We start from the raw sequence: 19,086 nt of genomic DNA, 5'->3' as shown, positions 1-19,086 counted from the left end.
CTCGGCGTTATTCCTGGATGGCAATCAGGGACAGGCCGGTCTCGGGGTCGTGTCGCCGGCGCAGATGGGCAGGAGCTTCCGTCACAATGACCTCGAGGGTCGGGCGCACATGAGCCTCTTTCAGGTGGCCGCCGATGGCGGCTCCGTCCCGGCGGCCAAGGACGGTGTGGAGATGAAGCTTCGGCTTGCCGGAGGAATCGAGGGTGATGTCCCCATTAAGGGACAGGACCTCGACCTGATCGCGAACGGGAATCTCCTGGTATTCCTTGGTGTCCCAGTCCCAATAGGTGAGAACCGCGTCCTTGAAGGCCCCGATGGCCGTAATTTGAGCTGCTGAGAGCTTCTCCGTCTCGGCAAGCTCCTGCAGACAGCGGCTCACTTCATCACCGATGCCGAGAACTGCAACGATGGTGCGAAGCCCCTGGGCCTCGTGGATGACGCGGCTTTTCATACGGGTTCTCCAGTTGGACGGCTGCTGCGGACATCATGCAACATCCGGATCGACAGCGAAGCCGAGAGGCCACACCGTTCGGTATAGGTCGCATGAGGTCACCGCCAAGGTGCTCCTGGCCAAACAGTACGGATGGATGCCGGGTTCCGGAGCCTGACCATTGGCCATCCCTCTCTGTCCGCCAACGTACCAAGACCGGGATCTTCGCCCGACAGCATAGGAACAGGAGGGACTCGACGGGGTTAGCCCAGCACATGCTTGTCAGCGAAGCCGCCCGGTTGCGCTGAATCCTCCGTGCCGCGCCCATGCTCGCGCGGCGGAGCGGAAACTGGGAGCAAGGGAATAGCCATGGCAACAACCGCCTCTGACGTGCTCGTCGACACGCTCATCGATTGGGGAGTCGACACGATCTTCGGAATTCCGGGAGACGGGATTAACGGCATCATCGAGTCGCTGCGCCAGAAGAAGGATCAGATCCGTTTCGTTCAGGTCCGGCACGAGGAGGCTGCAGCTTTCATGGCCTGCGCCTATGCCAAATATACAGGGCGGCTCGGCGTCTGCCTCGCCACCTCCGGTCCTGGTGGCATCCACCTCCTGAACGGGCTCTATGACGCCAAGCTGGACGGGCAGCCGGTGCTTGCAATAACCGGGCTCCAGTTCCATGACCTGTTGCACACCTATACCCAGCAGGACGTGGAACTCGATAAGCTCTTCATGGACGTGTGCGTGTACAACTCACGCATCATGGGCCCCACCCATGTGGAGAACGTGACGGAACTAGCCTGCCGCACCGCGCTCGCCTATCGGGGCGTTGCTCACATCACCATGCCGGTCGACATCCAGTCGCAGTCGGTGTCGTCCGGTAAGCGCTCAAAGCGCAATCTCCCGAGCCACGTCTCTGACCTGATGGCCGAGAGCGCCCATGTTCCCACAGAGGACCAGCTCGCAAGGGCCGCCGCCATCCTCAATGAAGGGCGGAAAATCGTCGTTCTCGCCGGTCGCGGCGCGCTTCATGCCCGCGACGAGGTGATCGCCATCGCCGAGCGCCTCGGCGCCCCGATCGCCAAGCCGCTCCTCGGCAAGGCTGTCGTGCCCGATGAGCATCCTCTGACGGTCGGCGGCACCGGTCTTCTCGGCACTCGTCCCGCTCAGGACGCTCTTGAGGAATGCGATACCCTGCTCATTATCGGCTCGAGCTTCCCTTATATCGAATACTACCCGAAGCCCGGACAGGCGAAGTGCGTCCAGATCGAACTCGATCCGAAACGGATCTCGCTTCGCTACCCGGTCGATGCCGCTCTCGTAGGCGACTCCGCAAGAGTCCTGCAGATGCTTCTGCCCCGGCTGGATTACCACCAGGATAGGTCCTTCCTTGATCAGGGGCAGGAAGGAATGAAAGAGTGGCGCGAGCTGATGAACGAGCGCGGCACCCGGACGGACATGCCGATGAAGCCGCAGGTTGTGGCCCACGAGCTCAATAAGCTCCTCTCGGATGATGCCATTCTGTCTACGGATTCCGGCACCATCACCAGCTGGATCGCCCGCCACGTCGATATTCGTGGAAACATGATGTTCTCGTGCTCGGGCAACCTCGCCACGATGGCCTGCGGGCTACCCTATGCGAATGCGGCGGCAGTGGCCTACCCGGGCCGGCAGGTCGTTGCGTTCGTCGGCGATGGCGGTCTCACAATGCTCTGCTGTGAGTTGGCGACGGCGGTGAAGTACAATCTCGACGTGAAGATCGTCGTCATCAAGAACAATACGCTCGGCCAGATCAAATGGGAGCAGATGGTCTTTCTGGGCAATCCGGAATATGTCTGCGAACTTGAACCGGTGGATTTCGCCACCATTGCACGAGGGTTCGGGCTCCAGGCCATTACCATTGAGGATCCGCAGCAGTGTGGCGCGCAGCTCCGGCAGGCCCTGTCGACCCCGGGCCCGGTATTGATCGAGGCCGTCGTCGATCCCCATGAGCCGCCGATGCCTCCGAAGGTGGATGTGAAGCAGGCCGCAAAGTTCGCCCAATCGCTTGCTTCAGGTACGCCGAACGCCTCCAAGATTGCGTTGACCGTCGCTTCCAACACGGTGCGCGAGATCGTCTGAACCGGGAGGTCGCCGTGGCTTGGGCCGAAGCGCCGATCAAGGAGGTCACGGCCCGGGCGTACCGGGTGCCAACCGATGCTCCCGAGGCGGACGGAACTTTCGCCTGGGAGCGTACGACTCTCATTGTCGTTCAGGTGAAGGCAGGCGGAAAGGCGGGTCTCGGCTACACTTATTCGAGCATGGCCGCGGTGCAGGTGATCGCCTCGACGCTTGCGCCCGTCCTGATGGAAGAGGATGCCTTTTCGATCCCGCGCCTGTGGCAGGCCATGGTCGGCCAAGTGCGCAACATGGGCTGGCGGGGGATCGCCGCAACCGCCATTTCGGCGGTGGATGTCGCCCTTTGGGACCTGAAGGCGCGTCTTCTTGGTATACCTCTGCCGCACCTGTTCGGGCTGGCCCGTAAGGAGGTGCCTATCTATGGCAGCGGCGGATTTACGAGCTATTCCGATGAGCGGCTGCAAGACCAACTCGGGGCCTGGGTTCACGAGAATGGCTGCCGGTTCGTGAAGATGAAGATCGGGAGCAAACCGCGCCGGGATCTGGCCCGGATGAAGGCCGCAAAGGAGTCCATTGGCGATTCCGCTCTGATGATCGACGCCAACGGTGCGTTCGACCGCAAAGAGGCACTTCTGTTCGCGGAGCAGGCGGCTGATCTTGGGGTGATCTGGTTCGAGGAACCTGTGTCGAGCGATGACTTTGCCGGGTTGCGCCTCCTGCGGGATCGAGCGCCGACTCCTGTGGAGATCGCCGCGGGTGAGTACGGCTACGAGCCGTTCTATTTTAAGCGCATGATGGATGCAGGAGCCGTCGATGTCGTCCAAGCAGACGCAACCCGCTGCTGCGGTTACACCGGCTTTCTCAAGGTGGCAGCGCTCGCCGATGCCGAACCTCTGCCGCTTTCGGCGCACACGGCGCCGTCTCTCCATCTCCCGGTCTGCTGCGCGGCCCCGCGACTTCGCCATATCGAATGGTTCCATGACCATGTGCGGATCGAGCAGATTCTGTTCGATGGGGCACCGGATGCCAAAGGCGGCGTGATCCGGCCGGACCTGTCGCAGCCAGGCCACGGCCTCATTTTCAAGTCTGAGGATGCGGAGCGGTTTTCCGTCTGAGGGGGACAGAACGCAAAGAAAAGAGGAGGGCTCTTTGGCAGATGTGTTGAAGGACGATCTTGATCGGCACTTTCCTGGACGCCGGGAAGAGCGGAATTCCCGTGGCCGGGTTCAGAGCGCCTGGACGGAAACGCCCGATCCGGATGAGCTCGAACGTGATCTGAGAGCTGCCATCCGAGGCGAGGTTCGGTTCAGCCATGGCGACCGTGCGCTTTATGCCACCGATGCCTCCAATTATCGGCAGGTCCCCATCGGTGTCGTAGTCCCTGAAACCGTCGAAGATGTTGTCCGGACCGTCGAGGTGTGCCGCGACCACGGCGCGCCGCTTGTCAGCCGGGGCGGAGGCACCAGTCTTGCCGGACAGGCCTGCAACACGGCCGTGGTGGTCGATTTCTCGAAATACCTCAATCGTATCCTCGATCTCGACCCGGATCACCGAAGAGCCCGCGTCGAGCCGGGATGCATTCTCGATCATCTGCGCGATACGGCCGAGCGCCACCACCTGACTTTCGGTCCCGATCCAGCCACTCATAGCCACAACACCCTTGGCGGCATGATCGGCAACAATTCCTGCGGCGTCCATTCGGTTCAGGCAGGGCGCACGGCCGACAATGTCGAGGCCATGGACATCTTGACCTATGATGGGCTGCGTCTCCAGGTCGGCCCGACTGACGATGCCGAACTGCGCTCGATCCTCGCATCCGGTGGGCGACGGGCGGAGATTTATCGCAAGCTGGATACCTTCCGCCATAAGTATGCGGACCTGATCCGTGAGCGCTTTCCGAAGATCCCTCGGCGCGTTTCGGGCTACGCCGATCTCGACAAGCTGCTGCCTGAAAACGGATTCGATGTAGCAAAGGCTCTGGTCGGGACGGAGGGCACATGCGTAACGGTGCTGGAGGCGACACTCAGGCTGATCCCGAGCCCTCCAGAGCGCATCCTCGTCATCATCGGCTTTCCCGATATCTTCCAGGCCGCCGACGTCGTTCCCATGATCCTGGAGCATAAGCCCCTCGCATGCGAGGGCATCGATCACTTTCTCGTCGACGCTATGATGCGCAAGCACCTGCACGAGAGCGATATGCGACTCCTACCTGAAGGCTGCGACTGGCTCGTAGTGGAGTTTGGTGGGGATACAGAAGAGGAAGCTGTCAAGAAAGGTCGGCGGCTTGTTAATGTGTTCGAGGCTCAGCCTCATGCCGAGGCCAAGCTGATCCGCAAAGATGAAGCGGAAGACCGGATCTGGGCCGTTCGCCGGGCGGGGCTTCCCGGCAGCGCCTATGTTCCCGACCGTCCGGAAACATGGGAAGGCTGGGAGGACTCTGCCGTTACTCCAGACAGGCTCGGAGACTATCTGCGCGATCTGAAGGCGCTGTTCGACAAATATGGCTATGTCTCCCCCATGTACGGACATTTCGGAGACGGTCTGGTCCACTGCCGCATCAGTTTCGACCTGAAAGAAGAGGACGGAATAGAGATCTGGCGACGTTTCATGGACGAGGCCGCCGACCTCGTCATCCGCTACGGCGGGTCCCTCTCGGGCGAGCATGGTGACGGACAATCCCGTGCAGCGCTGCTGGAGAGGATGTATGGCCCCGAGTTGATCCAGGCCTTTCGCGAGTTCAAGGAAATCTGGGATCCGCAGGGACGGATGAATCCTGGAAAGATCGTGGATCCCTACCCGATCACCTCTAATCTCCGCTTGGGCCCGAGCTACCGGCCGAAGAAGCAGCGCACCTACTTCCACTTCGAGGAGGAGGGGGGCTTCAGGGGGGCGGCGGAACGATGCGTCGGAGTCGGAAAGTGCCGCCGCCATGACAGCAAGGACCAGGTGATGTGTCCGAGCTATCTCGTGACGCATGAGGAGAAACACTCCACCCGCGGTCGGGCCCGCATGCTCTTCGAAATGCTGCACGGAGGCCCGATCGAGAAGGGCTGGAGAAGCGATGAGGTCGAGGATGCACTGAGCCTCTGTCTCGCCTGCAAGGGGTGTAAGAGCGATTGCCCCGTCAACGTGGACATGGCCACCTATAAGGCCGAATTCCGCGCCCATTACTACAAACGTAGGCTTCGGCCGCGCTCCGCCTATTCCATGGGGCTGATCTACTGGTGGGCCCGGATGGGATCGAAGTCCCCGCGACTTGCGAATTTCACGACCCAGATGCCACTGGTGCGCAATCTCACCAAGGCTGTCGGAGGGATCGCCCAGAGCCGCACCATGCCGGCTCTAGCCCATCAGACATTCACGGAATGGTTCAGGCGCCGCGACAAGCCGGCCAATAATGGACTGCGGGTCATGCTCTGGCCCGACACCTTCAACAATTTCTTCCGCCCGGAGACTGCAATCGCCGCAACCCAAGTCCTGGAGGCCGCCGGGTATGATGTGACGATCCCCAGCCGTCCCCTGTGCTGCGGCCGTCCCCTTTACGATCAGGGCATGCTCCCGACTGCCAAACGCCTCTGGCGGAAGACCATGCGTACCCTCCACGACGAAATCGAGGATGGCACGCCCATCGTCGGCCTCGAGCCGGCCTGTGTGACGGCGTTCAAGGATGAACTCACGGGCCTCTTTCCGGATGACGAGCGCGCACAGCGCCTGAGGGCGCAGACATCCTTCTTTAGCGATTTTCTCGGCGAGCGGGTGGATGACCTGAATATCTCAAAGGGGGACCGCAGGGCCCTGGTTCAACTGCACTGCAATCATCATGCGGTACTCAAGGCTGAAGGAGAGCGCCGCCTGATGGACCGGACCGGAGTCGACTACAACCTCATGCCATCGGGCTGCTGCGGCATGGCCGGGGCCTTCGGCTTTGCGTCGGAGACCTACGATGTTGGGCTCGCTGCCGGAGAACGGGTGCTGCTGCCGATGGTGCGGGAGGCGGACGAGGATGTACTCATTCTCGCCAATGGCTTCAGCTGCCGCGAGCAGATTGAGCAGGGCACAAGGCGAAAGACCATGCACATTGCAGAACTAATCAGATCGCTCCAGGAGACGGGCTGAGGGGAGCCGCGCATGAACGATGTCGTCGGCTGGCTGCTGGACGAAACCGAGCGTGAGGAACTGCTCCGCCGCTTTCCACCCGTCTATCCGGACGTTGTGGCCCATCACGTGACCCTTCGGGCGAAGACGCCAGCCGATGGTCCGCTGCCTACTGCGACGGCAGGAGAGATCGTGGGCCACGTTGATGACGGTCGTGGTCTCCAGGCGCTCGTGGTGCGTATCGACGGCACGACGGAAAGGCCGGACGGTAGCACCTATCACATTACATGGTCGCTGGACCGAAATCAGGACCGCCGGCCGGTCGAAAGCAATCATGTCCTTGCAGAGGAGGGCTGGACGCCATGCAGCCCCGTTCCGATCCGCCTGATCCCGGCCCGTTTCTGATCGTCAGAGAAGACCGTTCTCGCGCAACTGCCGGCTTGAGGCGGCGGACAGTCTGGCCCGGTTCAAGACTCTCTCAAGGAACGGAGGTTCGGGCGTCGCGTTGCCTTTCGCCTGCAGAACGAGAAAAGGGCATGAACAGCGTCATCCGTGACAACGCCGCCGGCAGGCGTCTCGAGCTCGATGTGGACGGACAGGTCGTCTTTGCGACCTATGAGCGCCGGGATTTCGCATTCGTGATCCGGCACGTGGAGGCCCCTCCCGCGCTTCGTGGAACGGGCGCGGCAGGTCGCCTGATGCAGGGGATAGCCGAACTCGCGCGAACCGAAGGCCGAACGATAACGCCGCTCTGCGGCTATGCATCGGCATGGTTGCGCCGTCACAAGGAATATCACGACCTCCTGAGCTGAGGCCGTAGCGCGAGGCATTCCGAAAAGCCCCCCTTCGGTTGGACGCCACGCCACCCCATTACCTGCTTTGCCGGAACGTTTCGGGCGGCGACCGGTTGGCTCGTAGGTCCGTTCTTACGCTGGGAGTTTGTCCGTGTCTCGCCGCGGCAGCACGCACGCAGAGAGCCACATAGCCGCTACCGCAGGGCTTCTCTGTGCACTGGGAGCCACTCCTCTGCCGCTGAGCGCTGAGCCTCTGACTGGGCCCGGTTTCGACGCGCTGTTCGATGCAGGCGAAAGAGCGGAGCCGCTCTTCACCCGGCCCGAGATCAGACGGGCTCTTGCTGTTCTGCCGCCCTGGGCGGCAGAGGATCTCGATATCGTACCGGCGGGCGATGCTCCGGAGGATAGGACTGCCTCCATATCGAGCCGAGATGAGCCCGTCGTCGCCGCAACCCCGCCAACTTGGAGCTTCGAGGAGCGTGTCACGTTCGGGGAGCCTGCTGATCCCACATTCGTGAACCCTTATGTCCGGCAATCTTTAGCAGCGTTGCCGCCCTGGGCCGCAGCAGATGCGCCTCTGTTGGCATCGGCCGAGCCAGAGCCGGCAGAGGCCCCCTCCGAGGAGACAGTTGCATCCCTGCCCGAGAGCCCGGCCCAAGAGGCGGGCGATATCTCGGAAGAGGCTGCCCCCGACCTGAGCCTGTCTCCTCCGCCGGTCAGGCAGGAGGATTCCGAACCGTCCCAGCCGGTCGAGGCTGCCCAGATGCCCGAGACTGCCCAGATGCCCCGGAGCGAGGATGCGACGGCGCTCCCGGAGCCCGAAACCACGGCTGGAGTGGATGAAACCCGCCGAATCGGCGCCGGCCGCGCCAGCTGGTACGAGCATCCAGGGCAAACCGCGAGCGGCGAGGTGTTCGATCCTGAGCAGCTCACGGCTGCGCATCATACACTCCCGTTCGGGACCCGTGTCCGCGTCGTCAATGATGCTACGGGGGACTCGATCGTCGTGCGCATCAATGATCGGATTCCGAGCACCACGAGGCATGTCGTCATTGACCTGTCGCGGGAAAGCGCCAGACGCATCGGCATCACGGGCATAGCGGATGTCAAACTCTACGATGCCGGAGATCCGGCAGCGAAAGTGGCCGAGCAGGTTCCGGGCGACTGACGGAATTTCTCCCGGTCCAAATGTCGCGCCGATATTTAACTGGCCAGGATGCGCCCCAGATATCCCCTCATGCCGAGGAATTCTATGCCCAAGACCAGTAGCTCTGTATCGGAAACCAATGCGAAGGCGCTCAGTTCTGCGGTTCGTACCCATTTGGGGAAGCAACTGCGGGCCTTGTATGGCGATCCCGCCGACGACAAGCTGCCGCGCGATTTGGCGAAGCTTGCGGAGCGGGTTGCGCAGGTTATCCGTGCCCACACCGAACCCGTCGACGAGGCTTTCATCCAGGGAGTGATGCAGGCGCTGCCGAACCTGCGGGCCTTTGCTCTCTCGCTCACGGGCAAGCTCGATCAGGCCGAGGACCTGGTGCAGGATACCGTCCTCAAAGCGCTTACCAAGCAGGAGCTGTTCGAGGCGGGCACGAACCTTCAGGCGTGGCTCTTCACGATCCTCCGCAACGGTTTCTACTCCACTCACCGGAAGACCAGCCGCGAGATCGAGGACGAGGATGGCGCCCACGCAGCCAAGATGGTTGCGATTCCGGACCAGGAGGACAGGCTTGAGCTTCAGGACCTATCGGCCGCCCTGTACAAGCTGCCCGACGAGCAGCGCGAGGCCATCATCCTCGTCGGCGCTGAAGGGTTGTCCTATGAAGATGCTGCTGCAGCCCTCGGCGTGAAGGTCGGCACCATCAAGAGCCGCGTGAACCGGGCCCGCAACCGCCTTGCCGAGTTGCTCGGCTCGGGTGGGAGAGGCGAGGGCGGAGCTTCAGCCGGCAACGGAAACGACCACCGCGTCGATCCGAGATAGCGCCTTCCAGGCAGACTGCCAAAGCCGGAATCGGTCCGAGAGCCTACGGCGGAGGGGGTGGGATTCGAACCCACGGTGGGCTTGCACCCACGGCGGTTTTCAAGACCGCTGCCTTAAACCACTCGGCCACCCCTCCGGAAGCGATGCTGTCGGACAGGCCCCAGCGCTTCGCAGTCCAAGCTCTAAGGCTGTCGGGCCGCTTCCGTCAACTCGCCCTCGGATACGACCGTTCCGCGGGCGCGGCTCACAATATCGGAGCTGCGCAGCCAATCTCCTGTTACAACGATGGCATCCGAAGGTGCCTCGTACTGTCGCGGGCCAAAAAAGGCCTATCGGAAGCGGCCCAATTGAAGTTCGGCTGCAACTGATGCCGGTTATCCTGCTGTTTTATAAGCGTTAACAGTAATAATGAAACAATATTGTCGCTTCGATGGCTTGGCCATTGACAAGCGCAGCCGTTTCCCCTTTTTTCGAGGGCTGAAAAGGCACTTTGGCGGGTTGCCGGGGGCAGATTGCTGACGCCGCCAGCAGAAGGTGCGGATAGCCAGGACACGAACGACATGATTTCTGATCGCGCTCAAGCCGGAAAAGGCCGCAAGGCAGGCGTCATTTCGTTCAATTCCTTGACCCTCCTGCGCCTCGCAGGGGTGACTGCTGTCGCGCTCACTGTCGCGAACTGCTCCTCCAGAGGGGGCATCGATCCAAAGTACGGCGTTGCGCCGAGCCCCAAAATGGTCGCCGACGGGAAGCCCGTGCCGAAGGGCGGCGGGCGCCGCATGGTAGGCAAATCCTATACGGTAGCAGGTCGCGCCTATACTCCGCGGGAAAACCCCAATTACCAGGCGGAGGGGATGGCCTCCTGGTATGGGCCCAGTTTCCACGGCCGCATGACCGCCAATGGTGAGATTTTCGACCGCGATTCGATTGCGGCTGCTCACACCACCATGCCGTTGCCGAGCTATGCGCGGGTTACGAACCTGCAGAACGGCCACTCGATGATTGTTCGCGTGAACGACCGCGGTCCTTTCCATGCCAATCGCGTCATCGACGTGTCGGAGCGTGCGGCGTTGGCCCTCGGGTTCAAGCGGCAAGGCACAGCGAAAGTCCGCGTGGAATATGTTGGCCGCGCCTCGACCAACGGTAGCGACGACCGGATTCTCCTGGCAAGTCTCCGTACCGACGGGCTGCCGGCCAGCCTGACGAACCCGGCTCCGACCATGATCGCCCAGGCGACGCCGCGCCCCGATGCGCCGCGTCAGGCCGTCGGCGTCGGCAGTTTCCAGTCTCCCGTCAGGGCTCCCGCTTCCGCCGGGACACCCGTCGCAGCAAACGTTCCGCTGCCGCCGGAGCGGCCATTCGACCTCGGCACCATCCCTGGAGCTGCGACCCCGGTCGCCGTCAGCTCCCTGTCTCCCAGTGTCCTTCCCCCGTCCCGGCCGGTGCTTGCGGGGCTCTACTATGCTTCGCCGGAGCCGAAGAGCGGGTTCCAGAAGAGCGGTTCCTTCACGACCCTCGATCAGTCGAAATTCATTCAGCGCTAGGTCCGCCAGGAGCGCTCACCGCTTCGTGACTTGGCGCACAGGTCGCCCCGCCTGACGTTGAATTGTTGTTGACGCGCTACAGATTCAGTCTTTCCTAAGGGAAAGGGCTTGGAATCTTATATGCGTCATCTCAAGGTTGCTCGGATAATGGTGTCAATCGGCCTCCTGTGGGCGGCTGGTCTCGTTCTGGTCGAAACGACCCAGGAAGCACGGGCTCAGTCGTTCCAGACGGCGGCTCCGACGGCGATACTCATGGACGCCACCAGTCATGCGGTCCTGTTCGAAAAGAATGCCGATGAGCAGACAGCTCCGGCGAGCATGGCCAAGATCATGACGGCTGAGGTCGTCTTCAACGAATTGAAGAACGGCCGTCTTTCGATGGACACCGAGTTCAACATCTCGGAAAACGCCTGGCGCAAGGGTGGTGGAGGCTCGGGTGGCTCCTCGATGTTCGCCAAGGTCAATACGAGCGTCAGGCTTGAGGATCTGCTGCGCGGCCTCATCGTCCAGTCCGGGAACGATGCGGCTGTTGCGATCGCGGAGGGCATCTCGGGCACCGAGGAGAATTTCGCCAATCTCATGAACCGGCGGGCCAGGGAGATCGGCCTCGAGAGTTCGACCTTCAGGAACGCGACGGGCTACCACCACCCGGAGCAGAAGGTCACGGTCCGAGATCTGGCGAAGCTCTCGATGCACGTCATTGAGACTTACCCTGAGCTCTACAAGATCTTCGGGGAGAGGGAATTCACCTGGAACAAGATCCGCCAGCAGAACCGCAACCCGCTGCTTGCCATCGACGGCCTCGGAGCGGACGGCCTGAAGACCGGGTATATCGAGGAATCAGGCTACGGGCTGACGGCGTCTGCCGTCCAGGACGATCAGCGCCTGATCGTCGTGGTGAACGGCCTGAAATCGTCCAGGGAGCGGGCCAACGAGGCACGCAAGCTCCTGGACTGGGGCTTCAGGGCCTTCGAGCCACGGCAACTCTTCGAGGAAGGGCAGGTTGTTGGGGAGGCTCAGGTTTTTGGCGGTAACAAGCGTTCGCTGCCGCTTGTCGCCAAGCGGGCTGTTCGTGTACTGGTGCCGAGGGGAGATGACGAACGGGTGACCGCGCGCATCATTTACACCGGCCCGATTCAGGCCCCGATCCAGCAGGGCACCGAGGTAGCCAAACTCCAGGTCAACCGTGGCGACATGCAGGCTCTTGAAATGCCCCTTTATGCCAAAGAGGACATCCAGGAAGGAACGCTGAGCCAGCGTGCCCTGGACGGCCTGCTGGAGTTCAGCACCGGCTGGGTCCGCCGAGCCTTCTCAAGAGTCGTCGACGGGATTTAATGGCAGGCTGCTTCATCACGTTCGAAGGAGGAGAGGGCGCAGGCAAGTCGACACAGATCGACAGGCTCCGTAGACGGCTGGAGCAACTCGACCAGCAGGTTATCGTCACGCGTGAGCCGGGCGGCTCGCCCTATGCGGAAGAGATCCGCTCCTTCCTGCTCGGCGGTCATGCCAAGAGCCTGGGCCCCTTCGCCGAGGCACTGCTGTTTGCCGCCGCTCGTATCGACCACCTAGACACCACGATCGTGCCCGCTCTCAGGCGCGGCACCCATGTCCTGTGCGACCGCTTCGCAGATTCGACGCGCGCGTACCAGGGTTCGCTGGGCAATATCGATCCCGCTCTGATCGACAATCTCGAACGCATCACGCTCAAAGGGGTGAGGCCCGACCTGACCTTCATCCTCGACCTGCCGGCCGAAGTAGGGCTGGCTCGTGCCGGGGAGCGGCGGGCCAGGAAAGGAGAGGGGGCCGACCGTTTCGAGGAGGAGCATGCCTCGTTTCACAACGCCCTGCGTCAGGCCTATCTCTCCATCGCCCAGGCGGATCCGGGACGGTGCGCCGTGATCAATGCCGATCAGGCACCCGATGAGGTCGAAGCCGCCATCTGGGCCGCCCTGCGGGAGCGGCTTCCCCAACTGACCCAGACCATGGCGAGGCCCCTCGATGTCGCGTGATGATCAAAATGCGGTCGAGCCGGATCAGTTCGACGGGGCCGTGCACCCGCGAGAGCAGATCGCTTTCTTCGGTCACGGGGAAGGCGAGGGGGCTTTCTTGGAGGGTTTGCGGAGCGGCCGCCTCCATCACGCATGGCTGATCGGCGGCCCTCAGGGAATCGGCAAAGCAACCCTTGCCTATCGGGTCGCCCGGGCGGTTCTCGACCCGCAGAAGAGTCGCGATCCTGCTCTTCGAAGTCTGGACGTTGCTCCGGATTCGACGGTGTCGCGCCAGGTCGCGGCGCTGTCCCATCCCAACCTCTCTGTCCTCAGGCGGGCTCCCGCCACGGACAAGAAGGCTGCATCGAGCACGATCCCCGTGGATGCCGTCCGCCGGGCGCTGGGCATGTTCGGCTCCACCGCCGCCGACGGGGGCTACCGCGTCTGCATTGTGGATAGTGCCGAGGACCTGACCGTGTCCAGCGCCAATGCACTGCTGAAGGTGATCGAGGAGCCACCCCCGCGCTCGCTTTTCCTCATCGTGAGCCATGCTCCGGAAAGGGTTCTGCCGACCATCCGCTCCCGGTGCCGCCGCCTCTTGCTGCGCCCGCTTGCGGAGCAGGATATCAAGGCCGCGATCGGCTCTCTGGGCGAGGCCTGGGCGGAGATCCCGGGCCCGCTGATCGATCAGGCGCTTCGCTATGGCGAGGGCTCGGTCCGGCGGACGCTGGAGCTTCTGGACGCCGAGAAGGTGTCGTTCATCGAGCATGTCACAGGCCTTCTAGAGGGACTGCCGCGCACTGACGCCAAGCAGATTCTCGGTCTGGCCGAATCCCTCGCCCGAAGGGATGCGGACGACAGCTATGAGCTGACGCTCGACACCGTTCAGCGCTGGGTGTCCGACAAGCTCCATGAGCGCGCAGGCCTTGGTGCGGCACGCCTTGCGCCTTTGGTGGAGGTATGTGACAAGATCGCCCGCTCGGCGCGCGAGATCGACGTGTTCAACCTCGACCGCCGGCCCTTTATCCTGACGCTGTTCGACGATCTGGCCGATGCCGTTCGGCGGACGGCCTGACGCCGCTGTCACTCAGCGGCCCGACGTTTCAAAGAGTGCGCCATGGCCGACAGACAGAAGTACTACATCACCACGGCGATTTCGTACCCGAATGGGGCTCCCCATATCGGTCATGCCTATGAGATCGTCGCATCCGATGCGATTGCGCGCTTCAAGCGCATCGACGGCTATGACGTGTTCTTCATGACCGGGACGGACGAGCACGGCCTCAAGATCCAGCAGACGGCGGACAAGAACAACACGACGCCAAAGGCCTTCGTCGACGAGATGGCCGCGAAGTTCCGCGCCATGGCGGACCGGCTGAACTGCTCCTACGACCGGTTCATCCGCACCACCGACGCCGACCACCTGCCTTCGACCCACGAACTCTGGCGGCGGATGCAGGAGAGGGGGGATATCTATCTTTCCAAGTATTCCGGCTGGTATTCGGTCCGGGACGAGGCCTATTACGACGAGAGCGAGCTGACGAAGCAGCCTGACGGCAGCTGGCGCGCCCCGACAGGCACGCCTGTGGAGTGGATCGAGGAGGAGAGCTATTTCTTTCGCCTCTCCGCCTATCAGGACCGTCTGCTCGAGCATTATGCGGCCCATCCGGAGTTCATCGGCCCGGAGACCCGGCGCAATGAGATCGTCAGCTTCGTCCGCTCAGGCCTCCAGGACCTGTCCATCAGCCGCACGACCTTCAATTGGGGCCTGCCGGTTCCGGGCGACCCGAAGCATGTGATGTATGTGTGGATCGACGCACTCAACAACTACGTGACGGGCTGCGGCTTTCCGGACGAGAACAACCCGCGCTGGCAGTACTGGCCGGCGGACGTTCACATCATCGGCAAGGACATCGTCCGCTTCCATACGGTCTATTGGCCGGCCTTCCTGATGTCGGCGGGCCTGCCGTTGCCCAAGCGTGTCTTCGGCCACGGCTTCCTGTTCAACAGGGGCGAGAAGATGTCTAAGTCGGTCGGCAACGTGATCGACCCCTTCGATCTGGCCGATACCTATGGCGTCGACCAGTTGCGCTACTTCTTCATGCGCGAGGTACCGTTCGGCCAGGATGGCAACTACTCGCATGAGGCTATCGTCAACCGCATCAATGCGGATCTGGCGAACGATCTCGGCAATCTTGCGCAGCGCTCGCTGTCGATGATCGCCAAGAACTGCGATGCCGCCGTGCCGCATCCGGGCGAGTTCACCCAGGCCGATCAGGACATGCTCTGGCTCGCCGATGCCTTGCCCGGAAAGGTGAGGGGTGCGATGAAGGATTTCGCCCTGCACACGGCCCTGTCCGACATCTGGTCGGTCGTCGCGGAGGCGAACCGCTATTTCGCGTCCCAGGAGCCCTGGGTTCTGCGCAAGAGCGATCCGGCGCGGATGAACACGGTTCTCTACGTAACCGCGGAGGTGCTGCGCGCAGTCGGCGTTCTGGCCCAGCCCTTCGTGCCGGAGGCCGCTGCCAAGCTCCTCGACCTTTTGGCCATCGGGCCGGAAGACAGGCCGCTGGCGGCCGTCGGCCCCGACCGGCGCCTGAAAGCCGGAACGGCCCTTCCGCAACCGTCGCCGATCTTTCCGCGTTACCTGGAAGCGGAGGCACCGTAACGCTTCCGCCTCGGTTGGCCCCAAAAGGGCCTGCAGCGGAAGCGTAAGATGTTCACCACCTTCATGTTCGCGACCGGGATCGAGAACAGCATCCCGACCATCAACAATGGCCGCACCCGCATCGACCAGATGGAAAAGTGCGGCCATTACGAGCACTGGAGGTCGGATTTCGATCTCCTGCAGGACCTGAACATCCAGGTCCTGCGCTACGGCCCGCCGCTCCACACGTCCTATCTAGGCCCCGGCCGCTACGACTGGTCCTTCGCCGACATGACCTTTGGCGAGCTTGAGCGCCGCCAGATCATTCCCATCGTCGACCTCTGCCATTTCGGCGTCCCGGACTGGATCGGGAATTTCCAGAACCCGGATTTCCCCTACCTTTTCGCGGACTATGCCGAAGCTTTCGCCCGCCGGTTTCCTTGGGTGCAGCTCTACACGCCGATCAACGAGATGTTCATCTGCGCCACCTTCTCGGCAGCCTACGGCTGGTGGAACGAGCAGATGTGCAGCGACAGGGCCTTCGTGACGGCCCTCAAGCACGTTGTGAAGGCCAATGTCCTCGCCATGGAGCGAATCCTGAAGGTTCGCCCCGATGCGCTCTTCATCCAGAGTGAATCCTCGGAATACTTCCACGCGGAGAACCCGAAGGCCATCAAGCCGGCCGAAATCATGAACTCCCGGCGGTTCCTGTCGCTCGACCTCAACTACGGGCGCCGGGTCGACTCGGAGATGTACGAGTTCCTGCTGGATAGCGGCATGACGCGGGAGGAATACCATTTCTTCCTCAAGCGCTCGTCGCTGCGCCACCACTGCATCATGGGGAACGACTACTACATCACCAACGAGCACCGGGTCCGCGCCGACGGCGTGACGAGCGCCGCAGGCGACGTGTTCGGCTACGACGAGATCACGCGGCAATACTATGATCGCTACAAGCTCCCCGTCATGCACACCGAGACAAATCTCATGGAAGGGCCGAACGGGAACGAGGCCGTCAACTGGCTTTGGAAACAGTGGGCCAACGTGCTCAGGGTCCGCAATACCGGCGTGCCCATCGTCGGCTTCACCTGGTACTCCCTGACCGACCAGATGGACTGGGATACGGCTCTCCGGGAGGAGAACAACCGCGTCACGCCCGTCGGCCTCTACGATCTCGACCGCAACATCCGTCCCGTGGGCCGCTGCTACAAGCAACTCATCCACGACTGGTGCGACGTCCTTCCCGCCCAGAGCGTCTGCCTGACAGTCCCCGTCGTCTGGCCACAGGAGCAGCACGACGCTCCGGTGCGCCGGCATCAGGAACGGATGCGCGAGCTACGCAGCAAGGAGGCGCGGGAAGACGCCCGGCAGCCTGAGCCGGCAGCACAGGGCGTGCATTGGTAGACGAGGACGCCAATCCGATCTATGCAGCCGGAAACTCCCGGTCTCGCGGGAGAGGAGGGCGCTTGCACCGATGCTGATCGACAGCCACTGTCACCTGGATTTTCCCGACCTTCAGGCGCGCCTGCCCGAGATCCTGGCCGCGGCCTCGGCCGCCGGCATCGGGCGGATGGTGACGATCTCGACCCATGTGGCCCGCTTCGACACCTATAGGGCTATCGCCGAAGCCCATGAGAGCGTGTACTTCACGGTCGGGACGCACCCTCATAACGCGGGAGCCGAGCCCGATGTCCCGGCGCAGCGCATCGTCGAACTCTCTGCGCATCCGCGGTGCGTCGCCGTTGGCGAGGCCGGACTTGATTATTACTACGACAAGAGCCCACGCGATGTGCAGCAGAGGGTCTTCCGCACTCATATCGACGCGGCCCGGGAGACCGGATTGCCTCTGGTCATTCATGCCCGCGATGCGGATGAGGACATGATCCGGATCCTCCAGGAGGAGATGGGGCGAGGGCGCTTCGATGCGGTTCTCCACTGCTTCTCTTCGGGGGAAAAGCTCGCCCAGGTCGGCGTCGAACTCGGGCTCTACGTCTCGTTCTCGGGCATCCTGACCTTCAGGAACTCGGAGGAGATTCGTCGGATTGCAGCCGGCGTGCCGCAGAACCGCCTTTTGGTCGAAACCGACGCGCCCTATCTGGCTCCCGTACCATTTCGCGGCAAGACGAACGAACCGGCCTATGTCGCCCACACGGCGCATGTCCTCGCCGAAGTGATCGGGGTCAGCGATGCGCAGATGGCGCAGATCACCACGGCCAACTTCTACCGGCTGTTCTCGAAGGCCGCGCAGGCCGATGCGGATATGGGGCTCGCAATAGCGTCATGACGATGAGACTGACGATTCTCGGCTGCGGATCCTCGGCCGGCGTGCCGCGGGTCGGGGTCGGTTGGGGCAAGTGCGATCCGTCGAATCCAAAGAACCGGCGCCGCCGCTGCTCGGTCCTTGTCGAGAAGACCTCGGGCAGCGGCGAAAAGACTGTGGTTCTGATCGATACCTCACCCGATCTGCGCGACCAATTGCTCGGCGCGGATGTGCGCCGGCTCGACGCCGTGCTTTATACGCACGAGCACGCTGACCACATTCATGGGATCGACGACCTGCGGCCGCTCGCCATCGTCCAGCGGCATCGCATCCCGGTCTATGCGGACCGGTTCACGAGCGAGGTGCTCCAGATGCGTTTCGGTTATTGCTTCGAGACGCCGGCCGGCAGCGGCTATCCGCCTATCCTGAAAATGCATCACCTCGAGCCCGGCCTCACGACCACGGTTTCGGGTCCCGGAGGCGCGATCAAGGCTCTGCCGTTCCGGATGATCCACGGCGATATCGAGGCCATGGGCTTCCGCTTCGGCAGGATCGCCTATGCGCCGGATGTCAGCCGGATGCCTGAGGAGAGCCTCGGCGCTCTGGACGGCCTCGACGTCCTGATCCTGGACGCCTTGCGCCAGACGCCGCATCCCACACATTTCTCCGTGCCCGAGGCGCTCGACTTGATCGCAAAGGTGAAACCGAAGCGCGCCGTCTTGACCAATCTTCACACGGATCTGGATTACGAAACGCTGCGCCGGGAACTGCCGCCGCAGATAGAGCCGGCGTATGACGGCCTGACTGTCGAGGCGGAGTGACAGCCCGCAGATCTATGCAGGCCAGCGAGCGTGCTGAAGGCCAGAGATACGTATCGAAAGCCAGATCCCTCTAAAGCCAGACAGATTTAAGTTCCATAATATATCTTATGCGAATCTTATCTGTAGCCGCAATATAGAGATGACACCCCTTTGCAAAGTTCAAATGGCACTCTCCTGCTTTCCGGGGTTGCAGGAGGATGTGGCCGATGGCGGTGGTGTCGATGAGCGACAAGGAGTTTTCCAGGCTCAATGTCTTGATGGATTTAGACGCCCGCCGGATGACCGTTCGGGACGCCTGCGTCCTGCTTCAGCTCAAGCGCCGGCAGGTCTTCCGGCTCCTGAAGGACTTCCGGCAGCATGGAGCCGTGCCCTACCGCACCTGTGACAAGCTCCAGCGTGTCACCCAGGCGG

At 62.5% G+C, this 19,086-nt stretch carries 16 protein-coding genes, 1 tRNA gene and 1 pseudogene; 16 read left to right on the top strand and 2 right to left on the bottom strand.

Annotated elements, in window-relative coordinates:
• Positions 1–7 precede the first annotated feature (7 nt).
• On the bottom strand, positions 8–451 hold the full coding sequence (locus tag LG661_RS17080) for a PPC domain-containing DNA-binding protein (protein WP_230533083.1): 444 nt from the start codon (positions 449–451) through the stop codon (positions 8–10).
• A gap of 348 nt (positions 452–799) precedes the next feature.
• Here LG661_RS17080 and LG661_RS17075 point away from each other — a divergent pair, with 348 nt between their 5' ends.
• The 7 genes from LG661_RS17075 to LG661_RS17045 all read left to right on the top strand — a co-directional run bounded on the left by LG661_RS17075 (position 800) and on the right by LG661_RS17045 (position 9,418).
• Positions 800–2,554 (top strand): thiamine pyrophosphate-dependent enzyme, encoded by a 1,755-nt coding sequence (locus LG661_RS17075; RefSeq protein WP_230533082.1) that lies wholly within the window; start codon positions 800–802, stop codon positions 2,552–2,554.
• A gap of 14 nt (positions 2,555–2,568) precedes the next feature.
• Entirely contained in the window at positions 2,569–3,666 is a 1,098-nt protein-coding gene (locus LG661_RS17070; protein WP_230533081.1) for an enolase C-terminal domain-like protein, read from the top strand.
• Between the two features lie 43 nt (positions 3,667–3,709).
• Positions 3,710–6,667, top strand: a complete 2,958-nt coding sequence (locus LG661_RS17065; protein WP_230533100.1) for an FAD-binding and (Fe-S)-binding domain-containing protein — start codon at positions 3,710–3,712, stop codon at positions 6,665–6,667.
• Positions 6,668–6,679: 12 nt separating this feature from the next.
• Complete coding sequence (locus tag LG661_RS17060) at positions 6,680–7,051, top strand: hypothetical protein (RefSeq protein ID WP_230533080.1); 372 nt, start codon at positions 6,680–6,682, stop codon at positions 7,049–7,051.
• Between the two features lie 131 nt (positions 7,052–7,182).
• Positions 7,183–7,458 carry a GNAT family N-acetyltransferase gene (locus LG661_RS17055; RefSeq protein WP_230533079.1) on the top strand — a complete coding sequence of 92 codons (276 nt, stop codon included), beginning with the start codon at positions 7,183–7,185 and terminating at the stop codon, positions 7,456–7,458.
• Positions 7,459–7,591: 133 nt separating this feature from the next.
• The gene (locus LG661_RS17050) at positions 7,592–8,608 is read left to right on the top strand and encodes a septal ring lytic transglycosylase RlpA family protein (RefSeq protein ID WP_230533078.1); all 1,017 of its coding nucleotides are present in this window, start codon (positions 7,592–7,594) and stop codon (positions 8,606–8,608) included.
• Positions 8,609–8,692: 84 nt separating this feature from the next.
• Complete coding sequence (locus LG661_RS17045; protein WP_230533077.1) at positions 8,693–9,418, top strand: sigma-70 family RNA polymerase sigma factor; 726 nt, start codon at positions 8,693–8,695, stop codon at positions 9,416–9,418.
• A gap of 49 nt (positions 9,419–9,467) precedes the next feature.
• On the opposite strand, the gene LG661_RS17040 is transcribed toward LG661_RS17045, so the two are convergent.
• Positions 9,468–9,554 (bottom strand) — tRNA-Ser (locus LG661_RS17040).
• A gap of 424 nt (positions 9,555–9,978) precedes the next feature.
• On the opposite strand from LG661_RS17040, the gene LG661_RS17035 reads away from it, so the two are divergent.
• From LG661_RS17035 to LG661_RS16995, 9 genes and pseudogenes are all read left to right on the top strand, one after another.
• On the top strand, positions 9,979–10,959 hold the full coding sequence (locus LG661_RS17035; protein ID WP_230533076.1) for a septal ring lytic transglycosylase RlpA family protein: 981 nt from the start codon (positions 9,979–9,981) through the stop codon (positions 10,957–10,959).
• A gap of 147 nt (positions 10,960–11,106) precedes the next feature.
• Entirely contained in the window at positions 11,107–12,294 is a 1,188-nt protein-coding gene (locus LG661_RS17030) for a D-alanyl-D-alanine carboxypeptidase family protein (RefSeq protein WP_230533075.1), read from the top strand.
• On the top strand, positions 12,294–12,968 hold the full coding sequence (gene tmk / locus LG661_RS17025; RefSeq protein WP_230533074.1) for a dTMP kinase: 675 nt from the start codon (positions 12,294–12,296) through the stop codon (positions 12,966–12,968). The genes LG661_RS17030 and tmk overlap by 1 nt, the downstream gene beginning before the upstream one ends.
• Entirely contained in the window at positions 12,958–14,022 is a 1,065-nt protein-coding gene (locus LG661_RS17020) for a DNA polymerase III subunit delta' (RefSeq protein ID WP_230533073.1), read from the top strand. Before tmk ends, LG661_RS17020 begins: the two co-directional genes overlap by 11 nt.
• 39 nt (positions 14,023–14,061) lie before the next feature.
• Positions 14,062–15,615: pseudogene (gene metG / locus LG661_RS17015) on the top strand (methionine--tRNA ligase); the annotation flags it as partial.
• A 48-nt stretch (positions 15,616–15,663) separates the two neighbouring features.
• Positions 15,664–16,998: a family 1 glycosylhydrolase gene (locus tag LG661_RS17010; protein ID WP_230533071.1), complete on the top strand. Its 1,335-nt coding sequence runs from the start codon at positions 15,664–15,666 to the stop codon at positions 16,996–16,998.
• 70 nt (positions 16,999–17,068) lie between these two features.
• The gene (locus LG661_RS17005; protein ID WP_230533070.1) at positions 17,069–17,878 is read left to right on the top strand and encodes a TatD family hydrolase; all 810 of its coding nucleotides are present in this window, start codon (positions 17,069–17,071) and stop codon (positions 17,876–17,878) included.
• On the top strand, positions 17,875–18,675 hold the full coding sequence (locus tag LG661_RS17000; protein ID WP_230533069.1) for an MBL fold metallo-hydrolase: 801 nt from the start codon (positions 17,875–17,877) through the stop codon (positions 18,673–18,675). The genes LG661_RS17005 and LG661_RS17000 overlap by 4 nt, the downstream gene beginning before the upstream one ends.
• A 206-nt stretch (positions 18,676–18,881) precedes the next feature.
• A partial coding sequence (locus LG661_RS16995) for a helix-turn-helix domain-containing protein (RefSeq protein WP_230533068.1) occupies positions 18,882–19,086 on the top strand: 205 nt, incomplete at its 3' end.

It is taken from the genome of Microvirga roseola (genome assembly GCF_020866965.1).
In the GTDB taxonomy this organism is placed as follows: domain Bacteria; phylum Pseudomonadota; class Alphaproteobacteria; order Rhizobiales; family Beijerinckiaceae; genus Microvirga; species Microvirga roseola.
The sequence above is the reverse complement of the archived record's forward strand: the minus strand, read 5'-3'. Positions and strand labels throughout refer to the sequence as shown.

Bases quoted from the DNA above. Each gene is read 5' to 3' on its own strand.
- LG661_RS17080 (WP_230533083.1), bottom strand. From the start codon at position 451: ATGAAAAGCCGCGTCATCCACGAGGCCCAGGGGCTTCGCACCATCGTT.
- LG661_RS17075 (WP_230533082.1), top strand. From the start codon at position 800: ATGGCAACAACCGCCTCTGACGTGCTCGTCGACACGCTCATCGATTGG.
- LG661_RS17060 (WP_230533080.1), top strand. From the start codon at position 6,680: ATGAACGATGTCGTCGGCTGGCTGCTGGACGAAACCGAGCGTGAGGAA.
- LG661_RS17055 (WP_230533079.1), top strand. From the start codon at position 7,183: ATGAACAGCGTCATCCGTGACAACGCCGCCGGCAGGCGTCTCGAGCTC.
- LG661_RS17045 (WP_230533077.1), top strand. From the start codon at position 8,693: ATGCCCAAGACCAGTAGCTCTGTATCGGAAACCAATGCGAAGGCGCTC.
- LG661_RS17035 (WP_230533076.1), top strand. From the start codon at position 9,979: ATGATTTCTGATCGCGCTCAAGCCGGAAAAGGCCGCAAGGCAGGCGTC.
- LG661_RS17030 (WP_230533075.1), top strand. From the start codon at position 11,107: ATGGTGTCAATCGGCCTCCTGTGGGCGGCTGGTCTCGTTCTGGTCGAA.
- tmk (WP_230533074.1), top strand. From the start codon at position 12,294: ATGGCAGGCTGCTTCATCACGTTCGAAGGAGGAGAGGGCGCAGGCAAG.
- LG661_RS17020 (WP_230533073.1), top strand. From the start codon at position 12,958: ATGTCGCGTGATGATCAAAATGCGGTCGAGCCGGATCAGTTCGACGGG.
- LG661_RS17010 (WP_230533071.1), top strand. From the start codon at position 15,664: ATGTTCACCACCTTCATGTTCGCGACCGGGATCGAGAACAGCATCCCG.
- LG661_RS17005 (WP_230533070.1), top strand. From the start codon at position 17,069: ATGCTGATCGACAGCCACTGTCACCTGGATTTTCCCGACCTTCAGGCG.
- LG661_RS17000 (WP_230533069.1), top strand. From the start codon at position 17,875: ATGACGATGAGACTGACGATTCTCGGCTGCGGATCCTCGGCCGGCGTG.